16 protein-coding genes are annotated in these 16,183 nt (G+C 63.4%); 15 read left to right on the forward strand and 1 reads right to left on the reverse strand.

Annotation, left to right across the window (positions count from 1 at the left end; translation table 11 throughout):
• Positions 1-30 precede the first annotated feature (30 nt).
• The 15 genes from mnmG (at position 31) to WJ16_RS00535 (ending at position 15,665) form a co-directional block, all read left to right on the forward strand.
• On the forward strand, positions 31-2,001 hold the full coding sequence (gene mnmG, locus WJ16_RS00465; RefSeq protein WP_069255405.1) for a tRNA uridine-5-carboxymethylaminomethyl(34) synthesis enzyme MnmG: 1,971 nt from the start codon (positions 31-33) through the stop codon (positions 1,999-2,001).
• The gene (gene rsmG / locus WJ16_RS00470; RefSeq protein ID WP_069255406.1) at positions 1,998-2,684 is read left to right on the forward strand and encodes a 16S rRNA (guanine(527)-N(7))-methyltransferase RsmG; all 687 of its coding nucleotides are present in this window, start codon (positions 1,998-2,000) and stop codon (positions 2,682-2,684) included. Before mnmG ends, rsmG begins: the two co-directional genes overlap by 4 nt.
• 51 nt (positions 2,685-2,735) lie before the next feature.
• The gene (locus tag WJ16_RS00475; RefSeq protein ID WP_069255407.1) at positions 2,736-3,515 is read left to right on the forward strand and encodes a ParA family protein; all 780 of its coding nucleotides are present in this window, start codon (positions 2,736-2,738) and stop codon (positions 3,513-3,515) included.
• Between the two features lie 31 nt (positions 3,516-3,546).
• Positions 3,547-4,440, forward strand: a complete 894-nt coding sequence (locus WJ16_RS00480; RefSeq protein ID WP_069257909.1) for a ParB/RepB/Spo0J family partition protein — start codon at positions 3,547-3,549, stop codon at positions 4,438-4,440.
• Between the two features lie 10 nt (positions 4,441-4,450).
• A complete protein-coding gene (locus WJ16_RS00485) occupies positions 4,451-5,581 on the forward strand; it encodes an SLC13 family permease (protein WP_069255408.1) in 1,131 nt (376 codons plus the stop codon).
• 540 nt (positions 5,582-6,121) lie between these two features.
• Entirely contained in the window at positions 6,122-6,646 is a 525-nt protein-coding gene (locus WJ16_RS00490) for an ATP synthase subunit I (protein ID WP_069255409.1), read from the forward strand.
• Between the two features lie 109 nt (positions 6,647-6,755).
• Positions 6,756-7,607, forward strand: coding sequence for a F0F1 ATP synthase subunit A (gene atpB / locus WJ16_RS00495; protein ID WP_069255410.1), 852 nt, complete (start codon positions 6,756-6,758; stop codon positions 7,605-7,607).
• A 75-nt stretch (positions 7,608-7,682) separates the two neighbouring features.
• The gene (gene atpE / locus WJ16_RS00500; protein ID WP_006482730.1) at positions 7,683-7,952 is read left to right on the forward strand and encodes a F0F1 ATP synthase subunit C; all 270 of its coding nucleotides are present in this window, start codon (positions 7,683-7,685) and stop codon (positions 7,950-7,952) included.
• 129 nt (positions 7,953-8,081) lie between these two features.
• Entirely contained in the window at positions 8,082-8,552 is a 471-nt protein-coding gene (locus tag WJ16_RS00505) for a F0F1 ATP synthase subunit B (RefSeq protein ID WP_021160443.1), read from the forward strand.
• Positions 8,553-8,554: 2 nt separating this feature from the next.
• Positions 8,555-9,094, forward strand: coding sequence for a F0F1 ATP synthase subunit delta (locus tag WJ16_RS00510; RefSeq protein WP_034188172.1), 540 nt, complete (start codon positions 8,555-8,557; stop codon positions 9,092-9,094).
• 44 nt (positions 9,095-9,138) lie between these two features.
• Positions 9,139-10,680: a F0F1 ATP synthase subunit alpha gene (gene atpA, locus WJ16_RS00515; protein WP_069255411.1), complete on the forward strand. Its 1,542-nt coding sequence runs from the start codon at positions 9,139-9,141 to the stop codon at positions 10,678-10,680.
• 119 nt (positions 10,681-10,799) lie between these two features.
• Complete coding sequence (gene atpG / locus WJ16_RS00520; RefSeq protein WP_069255412.1) at positions 10,800-11,675, forward strand: F0F1 ATP synthase subunit gamma; 876 nt, start codon at positions 10,800-10,802, stop codon at positions 11,673-11,675.
• Positions 11,676-11,741: 66 nt separating this feature from the next.
• Complete coding sequence (atpD, locus tag WJ16_RS00525) at positions 11,742-13,136, forward strand: F0F1 ATP synthase subunit beta (RefSeq protein WP_034188169.1); 1,395 nt, start codon at positions 11,742-11,744, stop codon at positions 13,134-13,136.
• A 117-nt stretch (positions 13,137-13,253) separates the two neighbouring features.
• Entirely contained in the window at positions 13,254-13,679 is a 426-nt protein-coding gene (locus WJ16_RS00530) for a F0F1 ATP synthase subunit epsilon (protein WP_006477288.1), read from the forward strand.
• 258 nt (positions 13,680-13,937) lie between these two features.
• Entirely contained in the window at positions 13,938-15,665 is a 1,728-nt protein-coding gene (locus tag WJ16_RS00535; RefSeq protein ID WP_069255413.1) for an AMP-binding protein, read from the forward strand.
• Between the two features lie 285 nt (positions 15,666-15,950).
• Here the strand turns inward: WJ16_RS00535 and WJ16_RS35190 are convergent, their stop codons facing one another.
• Positions 15,951-16,106 carry a hypothetical protein gene (locus WJ16_RS35190; protein ID WP_167375360.1) on the reverse strand — a complete coding sequence of 52 codons (156 nt, stop codon included), beginning with the start codon at positions 16,104-16,106 and terminating at the stop codon, positions 15,951-15,953.
• Between the last annotated feature and the right edge of the window lie 77 nt (positions 16,107-16,183).

Here is a 16,183-nt window from a genome sequence, read left to right on the forward strand (position 1 = left end):
TCGTGCGCCGTCCTGCGCACGGAATCCACCATGCTTTTTCCCACAGAATTTGACGTCATCGTCGTCGGTGGCGGTCACGCCGGCACGGAAGCTGCGCTGGCGTCTGCCCGCATGGGCGCAAAGACACTGCTGCTGACTCACAACATCGAAACGCTCGGGCAGATGAGCTGCAATCCGTCGATCGGCGGCATTGGCAAGGGCCATCTGGTCAAGGAAGTTGATGCGCTGGGTGGCGCGATGGCCGCCGCAACCGACGAAAGCGGCATCCAGTTCCGGATTTTGAACTCGTCGAAAGGGCCGGCCGTGCGCGCGACGCGTGCGCAGGCCGATCGCATCCTGTACAAAGCGGCGATCCGCCACCGGCTCGAGAATCAGCCGAACCTCTGGCTGTTCCAGCAGGCCGTCGACGACCTGATGGTCGAAGGCGACCGCGTGGTGGGTGCCGTCACGCAGATCGGCATCCGCTTCCGCGCCCGTGCGGTCGTGCTGACCGCCGGCACGTTCCTCGACGGCAAGATCCACGTCGGCCTGAACAACTACACGGGCGGCCGCGCGGGTGATCCGGCGGCCGTGTCGCTGTCGTCGCGCCTGAAGGAACTGAAGCTGCCGCAGGGCCGCCTGAAGACCGGTACGCCGCCGCGTATCGATGGCCGTTCGATCGATTTCTCGAAGCTGGACGAACAACCGGGCGATCTTGATCCGATCCCCGTGTTCTCGTTCCTGGGCCGCGCGGAGCAGCATCCGCAGCAACTGCCGTGCTGGGTCACGCACACGAACGAGCGCACGCACGACATCATCCGCGGCGGCCTCGACCGATCGCCGATGTATACAGGCGTGATCGAAGGCGTCGGCCCGCGCTATTGTCCGTCGATCGAGGACAAGATCCACCGGTTCGCATCGAAGGAATCGCACCAGATCTTCCTGGAGCCGGAAGGGCTGACGACCAACGAGTTCTATCCCAACGGGATCTCGACGAGCCTGCCGTTCGACGTTCAGCTCGAACTCGTGCACTCGATGCGCGGCCTCGAGAACGCGCATATCCTGCGCCCCGGCTACGCGATCGAGTACGACTACTTCGACCCGCGCGCGCTGAAGGCGTCGCTGGAAACGAAGGCGATTAACGGGCTGTTCTTTGCGGGCCAGATCAACGGGACGACCGGCTATGAAGAGGCGGCCGCCCAGGGTTTGCTGGCCGGCCTCAATGCAGGGCGCTATGTGCAGGAGAAGGACGCATGGTGCCCGCGCCGAGACCAGGCCTACCTTGGCGTGCTGGTCGACGATCTCGTGACGCGGGGTGTGGCCGAGCCGTACCGGATGTTCACGAGCCGCGCCGAGTATCGCCTCAGCCTGCGTGAAGACAATGCCGACATGCGCCTGACCGAGATCGGCCGCGAACTGGGCCTCGTCGACGACGCGCGCTGGGATGCGTTCAGCCGGAAGCGCGACGCTGTTTCACGTGAAACCGAACGCCTGAAGTCGACGTGGGTGACGCCGAAGACGTTGCCGCCGGAAGAGGCGACCGCGTTGCTCGGCAAGGCGATCGATCACGAATACAGTCTCGCGGAGCTGCTGCGCCGTCCGGGTATCAGCTATGACGGCGTGTGCGGCCTGAAGGGCGGCGAATGTGGCCCCGCAGAACCATTGGCCGACGATCCGGTGCTGCTCGAACAGATCAAGGAGCAGGTCGAGATCGGCATCAAGTATCAGGGCTACATCGAGCGCCAGGCTTCGGAGATCGAACGCAACGATGCGAACGAGAACACGCGCCTGCCGGACGGTATCGATTACCGCGAAGTCCGCGGCCTGTCGTTCGAGGTGAGCCAGAAGCTCAACGAATTCCGGCCGGAGACGATCGGGCAGGCATCGCGCATCTCGGGTGTCACGCCGGCGGCGATCTCGCTGCTGATGGTGCACCTGAAGCGCCGCGGCCTGGGCCGCCGTCCTGGCACTGCCGAAGCGGCAACGGAGCAGGGGGACGGTACCGTCCCGACGCAACAATGACGGCGCGTCGCGCGCCGGCGGTTAATCGGGACGTACTGGAACAGATGCTCGTCGAAGGCACGACGGCGCTCGACCTCGCACTGACGGATGCCCAACGCAACCAGTTGCTCGACTACGTCGGGCTGCTCGGCAAGTGGAACGCGGTCTACAACCTGACCGCGATCCGCGACCCGAAGCAGATGCTGATTCAGCACATCCTCGATTCGCTTTCCATCGTCCCGCATCTGCGTGGCCGTGCCTCGGCCCGCGTGCTCGACGTCGGCTCGGGCGGTGGGTTGCCGGGCATCGTGCTGGCGATCGTCGAGCCGGACTGGCAGGTCACACTGAACGATATCGTGCAGAAGAAGTCTGCATTCCAGACCCAGATGCGCGCGGAGCTGAAGCTCGCGAATCTGGCGGTGGTCACCGGGCGGGTCGAATCGCTGCAGCCGGGTGTCGAAGTGCCGGAAAAATTCGACATGATCGTCTCCCGCGCCTTCGCTGATCTGTCCGACTTCGTTAAACTTGCTCGACATCTGGTCGCGCCGGGTGGATCGATCTGGGCAATGAAGGGCGTTCACCCGGACGACGAGATTGCACGATTGCCGGAAGGCAGCCGCGTGAAGCAGACGATCCGGCTGGCGGTGCCGATGCTCGATGCCGAACGGCATCTGTTCGAAGTGGCCGTCGACGAGGCGGATTGAAGGCGCGCGTTAGCGCGCTGTTTGTTTGAAGGTAAAGGGAACACACCAACGATGGCAAAGATCTTCTGCGTTGCGAACCAGAAGGGGGGCGTCGGCAAGACGACGACATCGGTCAATCTCGCCGCAAGCCTTGCAGCGCAGGAGCAACGAGTCCTGCTGATCGATCTCGACCCGCAGGGCAACGCGACGATGGGCAGCGGGATCGACAAGGCCGCGTGCGAATCGACCGTGTACGAAGTGCTGGTCGACGGCGTGTCGGTGAGCGATGCGCGCGTGCGTCCGGAAGGCGTGACCTACGACGTGCTGCCCGCGAACCGCGAGCTGTCCGGCGCCGAGATCGAACTGATCGGCATCGACAACCGCGAGCGCCGGCTGAAGGCGGCGCTCGAGCGCGTGGCCGACGACTACGATTTCGTGCTGATCGACTGCCCGCCGACGCTGTCGCTGCTGACGCTGAACGGGCTGTGCGCGGCGCATGGCGTCGTGATCCCGATGCAGTGTGAATACTTCGCGCTGGAAGGGCTGTCGGACCTCGTCAACACGATCAAGCAGGTTCACGCGAACATGAACCGCGACCTGAAGATCATCGGCTTGCTGCGCGTGATGTTCGACCCGCGTATCACGTTGCAGCAGCAGGTCTCCGATCAATTGAAAGCGCACTTCGGCGACAAGGTGTTCGACGCGGTGATTCCGCGCAACGTACGCCTGGCGGAAGCGCCGAGTTACGGGCTGCCGGGCGTCGTGTTCGACCGCAGCTCGCGCGGTGCGCAAGCGTATCTCCAGTTCGGTGCCGAGATGATCGACCGCGTCCGTGCGTTCGAAGTGTCGTGATCCGGATATGAGCGAAGCGAGGAAGAAAGACATGAACGCGGTACCAAAGAAGAAGGGCTTGGGACGTGGCCTCGAAGCGCTGCTCGGCGGCAGTGCCGATATCACCGAAGCGGTGAAGATCGAAGGGGCGCCGAACACGCTCACGCTCGGCAAGCTGCAGGCCGGCAAATACCAGCCGCGCACGCGGATGGACGAAGGCAGCCTGCAGGAGCTCGCGGCGAGCATTCGCGCGCAGGGCGTGATGCAGCCGATCCTGGTACGGCCCATTTCGTCAGACAAATACGAGATCATCGCAGGCGAGCGCCGTTTCCGCGCGGCGCGCCTCGCGGGCCTCGATGAAGTGCCGGTGCTCGTGAAGGATGTGTCGGATCAGGCCGCCGCTGCGATGGCGCTGATCGAGAACATCCAGCGCGAGGATCTGAACCCGCTTGAAGAAGCGCACGGTATCCAGCGCTTGCTCGACGAGTTCGGTTTCACGCACGAACAGGCGGCCGAATCGGTCGGCCGTTCGCGCAGCGCGGTGTCGAACCTGCTGCGCCTGCTGAACCTGGCAGCGCCGGTGCAGACGATGCTGCTCGCCGGCGATCTCGACATGGGGCACGCGCGCGCGCTGCTCGCCGTCGATGCGGCCACGCAGATCACGCTCGCCCATCAGGTCGTCAACAAGCGCATGTCGGTGCGCGAAACCGAGAAACTCGTCGCGCATACGACGAAGGAAGCGCCGGCCGTGAAGGCGCGGGCGAAGGACGACGGCGGCCGCGATACGCGCCGTCTCGAGGAGGAGTTGTCCGACCTGCTCGCGTCGACCGTGAAGATCAAGCTCGGCCGCCGCGGGCGAGGGCAGGTGACGATCGACTTCGGCAATCTCGATGCGCTCGAGGGCATTCTCGCGCGGCTGCGCGGCAACGTCGCGGCTGAAGAGTAACGGGCCGCACATGGGGGAGACGAGCACGTCGGTGCCGCGCCGGTGGTTGGGATGGCTTGCGCAGGAGCCCGTGCTGTCGGTGCTCGCGCTGGGCCTGATCCTGCTGCAATGGTTGCGCCCGCAACCATTTTCCGTGTTGGCCGATCGCGTCGACTGGCAGACCGTCGCAACGCTCGCGGGCCTGCTGATGCTGACCAAGGCACTCGAGTTGTCCGGTTGCCTGATGTGGCTCGCGCACCGCATCGTGCATCACGTGCATTCCGAGCGCGGGCTCGCGATGCTGCTGGTCGGATTCGCCGCAGTGCTGTCGATGTGGCTCACCAACGACGTCGCCCTGTTCGTCGTCGTGCCGTTGATGGTGTCGCTGCGTGCGCTGACGCCGCTGCCGTTCCGGCGCCTCGTGATCGTCGTTGCGCTGGCCGTCAACGCGGGGTCCGTCGCGACACCGCTCGGCAATCCCCAGAATCTTTTCCTGTGGCAATTGAGCGGCGTGTCGTTCGGCCGCTTCGTGGTCACGCTCGGGCCGCTCGCGATTGCGCTGATGGCATTGCTGCTCGTAGTGACCGCCTGCATGTTTCGCGCGAAGCCGCTCGACCTGTCCGGAGATGCCGCCACGGTTCCCGTGCAACGCGTGCACGCGCTGATCGCGGCCGTGCTGTTCGCGGCGTTCGTGCTGCTCGCGGATGCACATCATCCGCTGCCGGGGCTCGTCGGTGTCGCCGTCGTCCTGCTCGCCGTCAAACGTGATGCAGTCCTGAAGATCGACTGGCTGCTGTTGCTGATCTTCGTGCTGATGTTCATCGTGCTGCGCAGCGCGGCTGCGCTGCCGGTCATCCACGATGCGATCGCGCATGCGAGTCTCGATTCGCCGCTGCGTGTATTCGCGGCCGGTGCCGTACTGTCGCAGGGCATCAGCAACGTGCCGGCGGCGATCTTGTTGTCGGAGTTCACGCATGACTGGCGCGCGCTCGCATTCGGTGTCTCGGTCGGCGGTTTCGGCTTTGCGATCGGTTCGCTTGCGAACCTGATCGCTGTGCGTCTCGCGAAGGAGCCGCGCATGTGGCTGCCGTTCCACCTGGTCTCGATTCCGTTCGCGTTCGCGAGCGCCGCACTTGGCGCGTGGCTGCTCGCGCTCGGTTGAGCGGGGCGAAAGTGGGTACGGGGCGCACGGCATTCGCGCGGGTGACGGGGCTGTTGATAAGTGCCGCAATCCACAGTCGATCGACTGTGGCGGCATGACAACTGATTGGATGATTCGACGCTCCGGCGTCGGTCCGGATTTCGCGCATTCGGCACGACTGTCGATCCCCCGGTTTTGCCTGCCCGGCGCTTCGCGCGCAGCGCGAGCCCGCGAACCGCGCCACAGTGAATTTTCAGCGGCGATTGTGCCGCCTCTCCAGCGCCCGCATCGGGCATCGTTTCCTCGCTATTTCGTCGTCGCCGGACTTTTTTGGGCAAGAAATACCGGCGCGAAAAGGCGACCTTACAACTGTCATCGTACGTCGTCGAATCGCGGCTTTTTTCACATGATGAGGCGTCGTTTTACGCAGGTTTTTGTCGCGTCTAAAGCCTTGAATCACTTGCAACTATCGCTTACAATCGCCCGGATTTGTTAGCTAGGCACCCCTGAAAGCTTTCAGAAAGCTTGGGGCCGGGTTCAAGGATTTTGCGGAAGATTGCGATGGCGGGTCAGGCGCCGGACGACAGGCACGACGATCAGCGCACGCAACGCACCGCTTCAGCGGCCGGCGAGCGGCGCGAATTCGATGATGACTGGGATGCCGAGCAGCAAGATAACAACATCGTTCCGCTCACACGGGCAGAAGCCGAAACGCTGTTCGGCCCGGACGTGAGCAAGCCCTCGCGCGTGACGCCCTATAAGGTGGTACTCGCGCAAGTGGTTCTGTCCCTGGTTGCAACGCTGGCGTGGTGGCTGTTTTCGAAGTCGCCGGGCGCCGCTGCGCAATCCGCGTTCTTGGGCGGAGCGATTGGCTGGGTGCCCAGTGCGGTATTCGTGGCACGACTGAAGGCAGGTGGCTCGGCCACCGTGATGAGCTGGGTGATGGGCGAAGCCCTGAAGCTCGCTCTGACGATCGGGATGTTCACTGCAGTGGCGTTCGGCTGGGCCGGCGTGCACTGGGTGCCGTTCCTCGTCACGTACCTCGTCGTGCTGAAGACGTACTGGATCGCGCTGGCCTGGCGGTAAGAAACAAGCAGCGTGCGGCTTCGACAACGAACCGCACCGGCCCGTTCCCGCAATAGCGTGTTGCGGAACGGGCAAAACGATTTTCGACAATTTGGGTGGCATTAACGATATGGCAGCTAGCGAAGGCACGCGCGGTCCGGATCCGTCCGAGTACATTGCGCACCACTTGCAGAACTTCTCCACCTCGCATCAGACGTCGATTTTCGACATCCACGTCTGGAATCTCGACACGCTGTTCTGGTCGATCGTTTGCGGCATCGTGACGATCGTCCTGCTGCGCCTGGCCGCCCGCAAGGCGACGTCGGGCGTGCCGGGCCGCTTCCAGTGCGCGATCGAGATGCTCGTCGAGATGGTCGAAGACCAATCGAAGGCCATCGTTCACGGCAATCGTACCTTCATCGCTCCGCTCGCGCTCACGGTGTTCGTGTGGGTCGCGCTGATGAACTCCCTCGACTTCCTCCCGGTCGACCTGCCGGGCCGCGTGATCGGCCTGCTCGGTCTGTCGGACGTGATTTCCCACCATCGCATCGTCCCGACGGCCGACCTGAACGGCACGCTCGGCATCGCGCTCGGCGTGTTCGTCCTGATGATCTACTACAGCATCAAGATCAAGGGCGCGGGCGGCTTTGCGCATGAGCTGCTGTCGGCCCCGTTCGGCGGCCACCCGCTGCTGTGGATCCCGAACCTCGCGCTCAACATTGTCGAATACGTTGCGAAGACCGTTTCGCTCGGCATGCGGCTGTTCGGCAACATGTACGCGGGTGAGCTGTTGTTCCTGTTGATCGCCCTGCTCGGCAGCATGTGGAGCTTCGGTGGCGACGCAACGTTCCTCGGCTTCGTTGGTCATGTGATCGCGGGTAGCGTCTGGGCAATCTTCCACATCCTGATTGTTCTGTTGCAGGCATTCATTTTCATGATGCTGACGCTGGTGTATCTCGGCCAGGCGCACGACAAGCACTAAGCGCGGCGTGCAAGAAAGAGTTTCCGTTTTAGTTTTTTAAATCTCAGTTCCAAGTCTTTTCACAAAGGAGTGATCATGCAAGCTTACATCGCCAACATCCAGGGTCTGACCGCCATCGGTATCGGCATCATCATCGGCCTGGGTGCAATCGGCGCCTGTATCGGTATCGCGCTGATGGGTGGTAAGTACATCGAAGCCTGCGCACGTCAGCCGGAACTCATCAACCCGCTGCAAACGAAGATGTTCCTGCTGGCTGGTCTGATCGACGCGGCATTCCTGATCGGCGTGGGTGTTGCAATGCTGTTCGCGTTCGCGAACCCGCTCCTGTCGAAGCTCGCAGGCTAAGGTTCCTCGGAAATATGCGTCCGGCGTGAGCCGGCGCAGGGCGGAACGGAGACTTGGGGCGCTGATCGAATGCAACTCGATGAGCGCCTTACCGTTTCATTTTTCCGGAATAGCAGATAAGGAAACACCGTGAATCTCAACGCAACTCTGTTTGCGCAAATGGTCGTGTTCCTGGTCCTCGCGTGGTTCACGATGAAATTCGTGTGGCCGCCGTTGATCAACGCCCTCGACGAACGTTCGAAGAAGATCGCCGACGGCCTCGCCGCCGCCGAAAAGGGCAAGGCGGAACTCGACGCAGCGCACAAGCGCGTGGACCAGGAACTCGCGCAGGCCCGCAACGACGGCCAGCAGCGCATCGCCGACGCTGAAAAGCGTGCACAGGCGGTCGCCGAGGAAATCAAGGCCAACGCCCAGGCTGAAGCCGCCCGCATCGTCGCCCAGGCGAAGGCGGAAGCAGAACAGCAAATCGTGAAGGCGCGCGAAGCGCTGCGTGGCGAAGTCGCTACGCTGGCCGTGAAGGGCGCCGAGCAGATCCTGAAGCGCGAAGTCGATCAAACGGCCCACGCCCAACTGCTGAATCAACTGAAAGCCGAGCTCTGATCATGGCCGAACTTGCAACCATCGCCCGCCCTTACGCAGAAGCGCTGTTCCGCGTGGCCGAGGGCGGTGACATCGCCGCCTGGTCCACGCTCGTGCAAGAGCTGGCCCAGGTTGCGCGTCTGCCGGAAGTCCTGTCGGTCGCGTCGAGCCCGAAGGTGACGCGCACGCAAGTAGCCGAGTTGCTGCTTGCCGCGGTCAAGTCGCCGCTCGCGGCCGGTGCGGAAGCGAAGAACTTCGTGCAGATGCTGGTCGACAATCATCGCATCGCGCTGCTGCCGGAAATTGCCGAGCAGTTCGAGGCGCTCAAGAACGAACGTGAAGGTGCCGCCGACGCCGAGATCGTGAGCGCGTTCCCGCTGAACGGCGCGGATCTCGACAGTCTCGTCTCGGGCCTCGAACGCAAGTTCAAGCGCAAGCTGAAACCGACGGTCGAAGTCGATTCGTCGCTGATCGGCGGCGTACGCGTGACGGTCGGCGACGAAGTGCTCGACACCTCGGTTCGCGCGCGCCTTGCATCGATGCAGGCTGCGTTGACCGCCTGAGCGCCACGCCGGCACGCAACAGAATTGACTATCAGGAGCGAATAATGCAACTCAATCCCTCTGAGATCAGCGAGCTGATCAAGAGCCGGATCCAGGGCCTTGAAGCGAGCGCAGACGTTCGCAACCAGGGCACCGTGATCTCCGTGACCGACGGTATCGTGCGTATCCACGGCCTGTCGGACGTGATGCAGGGCGAAATGCTCGAGTTTCCGGGCAACACGTTCGGCCTCGCGCTGAACCTCGAGCGCGACTCGGTCGGCGCGGTGATTCTCGGCGAATACGAACACATCTCGGAAGGCGACGTCGTCAAGACGACGGGCCGCATTCTCGAAGTCCCGGTCGGTCCGGAACTCGTCGGCCGCGTGGTCGACGCGCTCGGCAACCCGATCGACGGCAAGGGCCCGGTCAACGCGAAGCTGACCGATGCGATCGAAAAGATCGCCCCGGGCGTGATCTGGCGTAAGTCGGTGTCGCAGCCGGTGCAGACGGGCATCAAGTCGATCGACGCAATGGTGCCGATCGGCCGTGGCCAGCGTGAGCTGATCATCGGCGACCGTCAGTGCGGCAAGACCGCGGTGGCGCTCGACGCGATCATCAACCAGAAGGGCAAGGACCTGATCTGTATCTACGTCGCGATCGGCCAGAAGGCTTCGTCGATCATGAACGTGGTTCGCAAGCTCGAAGAAACGGGCGCGATGGAATACACGATCGTCGTCGCCGCTTCGGCTTCGGATTCGGCAGCGATGCAGTACCTCGCACCGTACGCCGGCTGCACGATGGGCGAATACTTCCGCGACCGTGGCCAGGACGCGCTGATCATCTATGACGACTTGACCAAGCAAGCGTGGGCATACCGTCAGATCTCGCTGCTGCTGCGCCGCCCGCCGGGCCGTGAAGCGTACCCGGGCGACGTGTTCTATCTCCATTCGCGTCTGCTGGAGCGTGCTGCTCGCGTGTCGGAAGAGTACGTCGAGAAGTTCACGAACGGCGAAGTGAAGGGCAAGAGCGGCTCGCTGACGGCACTGCCGGTCATCGAAACGCAGGCTGGCGACGTGACCGCGTTCGTTCCGACGAACGTGATCTCGATTACCGACGGCCAGATCTTCCTGGAAACCGACCTGTTCAACGCAGGCATCCGCCCGGCAATCAACGCCGGCGTGTCGGTGTCGCGCGTCGGTGGCGCCGCTCAGACGAAGGTCGTGAAGAAGCTGTCGGGCGGTATCCGTACCGACCTCGCACAGTACCGTGAACTGGCCGCATTCGCGCAGTTCGCATCGGACCTCGACGAAGCGACCCGCAAGCAGCTCGAGCGCGGCCGCCGCGTGACGGAACTGCTGAAGCAGCCGCAGTACCAGCCGCTGCAGGTGTGGGAACTGGCCGTGTCGCTGTACGCCGCGAACAACGGCTACCTCGACGACCTCGATGTCAAGCAAGTGCTGCCGTTCGAGAAGGGCCTGCGCGAAAACCTGAAGACCAGCCACGCTGACCTCATCAAGCGCATCGAAGACACCAAGGATCTCTCGAAGGACGACGAAGGCGCACTGCGCTCGGCGATCGAATCCTTCAAGAAGTCCGGTGCCTATTGATCCGCGAGTGACACACCGAGGCCGCGCGGGTGCTGACGCGCCCGTGCCGCTTCGGTGAGCGATGCATGAGCCCCGAGTAAAGCGCCAAAGCGCTAACTCGGGGCGCAAAGGAGCAAGCTATGGCTGGAATGAAGGAAATTCGCGGCAAGATCAAGAGCGTGCAGAACACGCGCAAGATCACGAAGGCGATGGAGATGGTGGCCGCATCGAAGATGCGTCGCGCGCAGGAACGCATGCGCGCCGCTCGTCCGTATGCGGACAAGGTCCGTGCCATCGCCGCGCACATGAGCCGTGCGAACCCGGAGTACCGCCACCCGTTCATGGTGGCGAACGAAGGCGCGCAGACGGCCGGCATCATCCTCGTCACGACGGACAAGGGGCTGTGCGGCGGTCTGAACACCAACGTGCTGCGTGCGACGGTGCAGAAGTTCAAGGAGCTGGAAGAGAAGGGCCAGAAGGTCGAAGCCACCGCAATCGGCGGCAAGGGCCTCGGGTTCCTGAACCGCTTCGGCGCGAAGGTGATGTCGCAGGTCGTGCACCTCGGCGACACCCCGCATCTGGACAAGCTGATCGGCGCGGTGAAGACGCAGCTCGACCTGTACTCGGAAGGCAAGCTGTCGGCCGTTTATATCGCGTACACGCGCTTCGTCAACACGATGAAGCAGGAAGCCGTGATCGAGCAGCTGCTGCCGCTGTCGTCGGAACACTTCGAAGCCGATGACGGTACGCCGGCCACGTCGTGGGACTACATCTACGAGCCGGACGCGCAGGCAGTCGTCGACGAACTGCTCGTGCGTTACGTCGAGGCGCTGGTGTACCAGGCCGTCGCGGAAAACATGGCGTCCGAGCAATCGGCGCGCATGGTTGCGATGAAGGCCGCGTCCGACAACGCGAAGACGGTGATCAGCGAACTGCAGCTCGTATACAACAAGAGCCGTCAGGCCGCGATCACGAAAGAACTGTCGGAGATCGTCGGCGGCGCAGCCGCTGTTTAAGCGCGCGCCCGGGACGACAACTGCGCCTTTGCGCGAGTAAAGAATCAGGTATTTAAAGGAAAAGCGATGAGTACTGCTGCTTTGGTAGAAGGCAAGATCGTACAGTGCATCGGCGCCGTTATCGACGTGGAATTCCCGCGCGACAGCATGCCGAAGATCTACGACGCGCTTATTCTCGATGGCTCGGAACTGACGCTCGAAGTCCAGCAGCAGCTGGGCGACGGCGTGGTCCGCACCATCTGTCTGGGTGCATCCGACGGCCTGCGCCGCGGCCTGACCGTGAAGAACACGGCCAAGCCGATCTCGGTGCCGGTCGGCAAGCCGACCCTCGGCCGGATCATGGACGTGCTCGGCCGTCCGATCGACGAAGCCGGCCCGATCGAAAGCGAACATACGCGTTCGATCCACCAGAAGGCTCCGGCGTTCGACGAACTGTCGCCGTCGACCGAGCTGCTCGAAACGGGTATCAAGGTCATCGACCTGATCTGCCCGTTCGCAAAGGGCGGCAAGGTTGGCCTGTTTGGCGGTGCCGGCGTGGGCAAGACCGTCAACATGATGGAGCTCATCAACAACATCGCGAAGGAACACGGCGGTTACTCCGTGTTCGCGGGCGTGGGCGAGCGTACCCGTGAAGGGAACGACTTCTACCACGAAATGAAGGACTCGAACGTTCTCGACAAGGTCGCGCTGGTGTACGGCCAGATGAACGAGCCGCCGGGCAACCGTCTGCGCGTCGCGCTGACCGGCCTGACGATGGCCGAGCACTTCCGTGACGAAGGCCTCGACGTGCTGTTCTTCGTCGACAACATCTACCGTTTCACGCTGGCCGGTACCGAAGTGTCGGCACTGCTCGGCCGTATGCCGTCGGCAGTGGGCTATCAGCCGACGCTGGCTGAAGAAATGGGCAAGCTGCAAGAGCGCATCACGTCGACCAAGAAGGGCTCGATTACGTCGGTTCAGGCCGTGTACGTCCCTGCGGACGACTTGACCGACCCGTCGCCGGCGACGACCTTCGGCCACCTGGACGCAACCGTCGTTCTGTCGCGTGACATCGCTTCGCTGGGTATCTACCCGGCGGTCGACCCGCTCGACTCGACGTCGCGCCAGATCGACCCGAACGTGATCGGTGAAGAGCACTACTCGATCACGCGTCGCGTTCAGCAGACGCTGCAGCGCTACAAGGAACTGCGCGACATCATCGCGATTCTGGGCATGGACGAACTGTCGCCGGAAGACAAGCTGTCGGTCGCACGTGCGCGTAAGATCCAGCGTTTCCTGTCGCAGCCGTTCCACGTTGCTGAAGTGTTCACGGGCTCGCCGGGCAAGTACGTGCCGCTGAAGGAAACGATCCGCGGCTTCAAGATGATCGTCGACGGCGAGTGCGACCACCTGCCGGAACAGGCGTTCTACATGGTCGGCACGATCGACGAAGCCTTCGAAAAGGCCAAGAAGATCCAGTAACGGCTTGAGTGAGTCGCACGCCGGCGCGTGCCGGCCGGGATTAACAGTCCGACTGTATATCCCGGCCGAGCGCGCCGGCCGCAAAACGCTCAACCCGTGGATGAGATTGGAGTCGATATGGCAACCATCAAAGTAGACGTCGTCAGCGCGGAAGAGCAGATCTTCTCGGGCGAGGCGAAATTCGTCGCGCTGCCGGGCGAAACGGGTGAGCTGGGCATTCTGCCGGGCCACACGCCGCTCATCACCCGGATTCGTCCGGGTGCGGTGCGCATCGAAGTCGAGGGCGGCAACGACGAATTCGTGTTCGTCGCAGGCGGCATTCTCGAAGTGCAGCCGGGCGCCGTGACGGTGCTCGCCGATACCGCGATCCGCGGCAAGGACCTCGACGCGGCGAAAGCCGAGGAAGCGCGCAAGCGTGCCGAGGAAACGCTGCAGAACGCGAAGTCGGACCTCGACCTCGCAAAGGCGCAATCGGAGCTCGCGACCGCCATGGCGCAGCTCGAGGCGATCCAGCGTCTGGCGAAGATCCGCAGCCGGCACTGAGCCGCGCCGCGTATCCCGCGAAAGAAAGCAGCCTTCGGGCTGCTTTTTTTTCGCCCGTCGGTTTCGTCGGTTTTTTGCGGGCCGGATCATTCCGTCCGGTCGTGCTATTTCATCCGTCCGCCGCGAATTGATGTCAGAGTGTCGTCAGCGGAGCGCGGCATCATCTCCGCGGTGAGGGCGGTCCGTTGCGACCCAGGCGGCGGACGTGGGTGCGGTACGCGCACGCAGCCCGATCAGACAAAAAGGACGGAGACATTCATGGCAGCAGACCTTGGCGTGGGGGCGCTGATCGCGCCCGAAAACGGCTTGTCGTACGTGCGCGGCGCAACCGACGTGCCGCTCTCCGAAGCGACGATCAGCCGGTTCCTGCTCGACACGGCGGGCCGCTTTCCCGAACGTCCGGCCGTCGTGTTCCGCGAGCAGCAGGTGCGCTGGACCTGGCGCGCGTTCGCGAACGAGGTCGACGTGCTCGCGGCGGGCCTCGCCGCGCTCGGCATCGTGAAGGGCGATCGTGTCGGCATCTGGTCGCCGAACCGCAGCGAATGGCTGCTCACGCAGTTCGCGACCGCGCGGATCGGCGCGGTGCTCGTCAACATCAATCCTGCGTACCGGTTGTCGGAACTCGAATACGCGCTGAACAAGGTCGGCTGCAAGGCGGTGATCGCTGCCGAGCGCTTCAAGACGTCGGCGTACGTCGAGATGCTGCAGACCCTCGCGCCGGAGCTCGCGACCGCGACACCGGGCGACCTGCACGCGGCGCGCGTGCCGAGCCTGCGCACGATCGTGTCGATGGGCGACGTTGCGCCGGCCGGCATGTTCCGCTTCACGGACGTGATGGCGCGCGGCCGTCAGGCCGTCGATCCCGCGTTGCTCGATGCGATCGGCGCGACGCTCGCGGCCGGCGAGCCGATCAACATCCAGTTCACGAGCGGCACGACGGGCAGCCCGAAGGGCGCGACGCTCACGCATCGCAACGTCGTCAACAACGCGCGCTTCATCGCGATGGCGATGCGCTTTACCGAGCAGGATTCGCTGTGCATCCCGGTGCCGCTGTATCACTGCTTCGGGATGGTGCTCGCGGTGCTCGCATGCGTGTCGACGGGCGCGACGATGGTGTTCCCCGGCGAAGCGTTCGACCCGGTCGCGACGCTCGCGGCGGTGGCCGACGAACGCTGCACCGCGCTGCACGGCGTGCCGACGATGTTCATCGCGGAGCTCGATCATCCCGAGTTCGCGAAATTCGACCTGTCGACGCTGCGCACCGGGATCATGGCCGGCTCGCCGTGCCCGATCGAGACGATGAAGCGTGTGGTATCGCAGATGCACCTGTCGGAAATCACGATCGCGTACGGGATGACGGAGACGAGCCCCGTGTCGTTCCAGAGCTCGACCGACGATCCGCTGGAGAAGCGCACGACGACGGTCGGGCGAATCCAGCCGCATCTGGAAGTGAAGATCATCGATCCGAGCGGCGACATCGTGCCGGTCGGCGCGACGGGCGAGCTGTGCACGAAGGGCTATTCGGTGATGCTCGGCTACTGGGACGACGACGCGAAGACGCGCGAGGTGCTGGTGGACGGCTGGATGCATACGGGCGACCTCGCGACGCTCGATGCGCACGGCTACTGCAATATCGTCGGCCGGCTGAAGGACATGGTGATTCGCGGCGGCGAGAACGTGTATCCGCGCGAGATCGAGGAATTCCTGTTCAGGCATCCGAAGATCCAGAGCGCGCAGGTGTTCGGCGTGCCCGATGCGAAATACGGCGAGGAGCTGTGCGCGTGGATCGTGCTGCGCGCCGACGAGCAGATGACCGAGGACGACGTGCGCGCGTTCTGCACCGGGCAGATCGCGCACTACAAGATTCCGCGCTACATCCGCTTCGTCGACGAGCTGCCGATGACGGTGACGGGCAAGGTGCAGAAGTTCGTGATGCGCGACCGGATGATCGAGGAGCTGAAGCTCGACGTGCAGAAGACCGCATAGCGCGGCATGCAGGCGGGAAAACGCGGCGGCCTGCGGGCCGTTGCGCTTTCGATGGACGAAAAAAAGCGGGCTTATTAGCCCGCTAAAAACCACACGCTACGGGGTTAGCGCGAGGAGACCAAAGATGAAACCGAATCCGGCGGGGGGCCGGAAACGACTCCAACAGGGATGCCCCCCGGAAGGGCTTCGGTACGTGACCGACTGGCTCGCAGCGCTTCGCGTCCGCTCACACTTGGCACACGAGACCGCATCCGTGTTGAAACCGTTGAGGCCATTGTGGGCGAATTAATGACCTGTCGCGGTAACAAAGTGTTTCAGGTTGTAACGCCCGCCAGATAAGGCTTTCCGGGATTTTTTGCTGTTTTTGAGGGCGCGAAAAGAGTCATTTTTACCCATATTTTCCGCAGCGTTTTCAGCGCATGCACGCGATGCGTTTTTCATGCGTATCCGGCTCGACGAACTGCCGATTTGCACGCGACAAAATGCGCGGTTCGGCCGATATCGCGCATGACGATTCA

The sequence above is a fragment of the Burkholderia metallica genome, assembly GCF_001718555.1.
In the GTDB taxonomy this organism is placed as follows: domain Bacteria; phylum Pseudomonadota; class Gammaproteobacteria; order Burkholderiales; family Burkholderiaceae; genus Burkholderia; species Burkholderia metallica.

What these genes read in the sequence shown, in the direction of transcription:
- mnmG (WP_069255405.1), top strand. Translation starts at nt 31, where the DNA reads ATGCTTTTTCCCACAGAATTTGACGTCATCGTCGTCGGTGGCGGTCAC.
- rsmG (WP_069255406.1), top strand. Translation starts at nt 1,998, where the DNA reads ATGACGGCGCGTCGCGCGCCGGCGGTTAATCGGGACGTACTGGAACAG.
- WJ16_RS00475 (WP_069255407.1), top strand. Translation starts at nt 2,736, where the DNA reads ATGGCAAAGATCTTCTGCGTTGCGAACCAGAAGGGGGGCGTCGGCAAG.
- WJ16_RS00480 (WP_069257909.1), top strand. Translation starts at nt 3,547, where the DNA reads ATGAACGCGGTACCAAAGAAGAAGGGCTTGGGACGTGGCCTCGAAGCG.
- WJ16_RS00485 (WP_069255408.1), top strand. Translation starts at nt 4,451, where the DNA reads ATGGGGGAGACGAGCACGTCGGTGCCGCGCCGGTGGTTGGGATGGCTT.
- WJ16_RS00490 (WP_069255409.1), top strand. Translation starts at nt 6,122, where the DNA reads ATGGCGGGTCAGGCGCCGGACGACAGGCACGACGATCAGCGCACGCAA.
- atpB (WP_069255410.1), top strand. Translation starts at nt 6,756, where the DNA reads ATGGCAGCTAGCGAAGGCACGCGCGGTCCGGATCCGTCCGAGTACATT.
- atpE (WP_006482730.1), top strand. Translation starts at nt 7,683, where the DNA reads ATGCAAGCTTACATCGCCAACATCCAGGGTCTGACCGCCATCGGTATC.
- WJ16_RS00510 (WP_034188172.1), top strand. Translation starts at nt 8,555, where the DNA reads ATGGCCGAACTTGCAACCATCGCCCGCCCTTACGCAGAAGCGCTGTTC.
- atpA (WP_069255411.1), top strand. Translation starts at nt 9,139, where the DNA reads ATGCAACTCAATCCCTCTGAGATCAGCGAGCTGATCAAGAGCCGGATC.
- atpG (WP_069255412.1), top strand. Translation starts at nt 10,800, where the DNA reads ATGGCTGGAATGAAGGAAATTCGCGGCAAGATCAAGAGCGTGCAGAAC.
- atpD (WP_034188169.1), top strand. Translation starts at nt 11,742, where the DNA reads ATGAGTACTGCTGCTTTGGTAGAAGGCAAGATCGTACAGTGCATCGGC.
- WJ16_RS00530 (WP_006477288.1), top strand. Translation starts at nt 13,254, where the DNA reads ATGGCAACCATCAAAGTAGACGTCGTCAGCGCGGAAGAGCAGATCTTC.
- WJ16_RS00535 (WP_069255413.1), top strand. Translation starts at nt 13,938, where the DNA reads ATGGCAGCAGACCTTGGCGTGGGGGCGCTGATCGCGCCCGAAAACGGC.
- WJ16_RS35190 (WP_167375360.1), bottom strand. Translation starts at nt 16,106, where the DNA reads ATGAAAAACGCATCGCGTGCATGCGCTGAAAACGCTGCGGAAAATATG.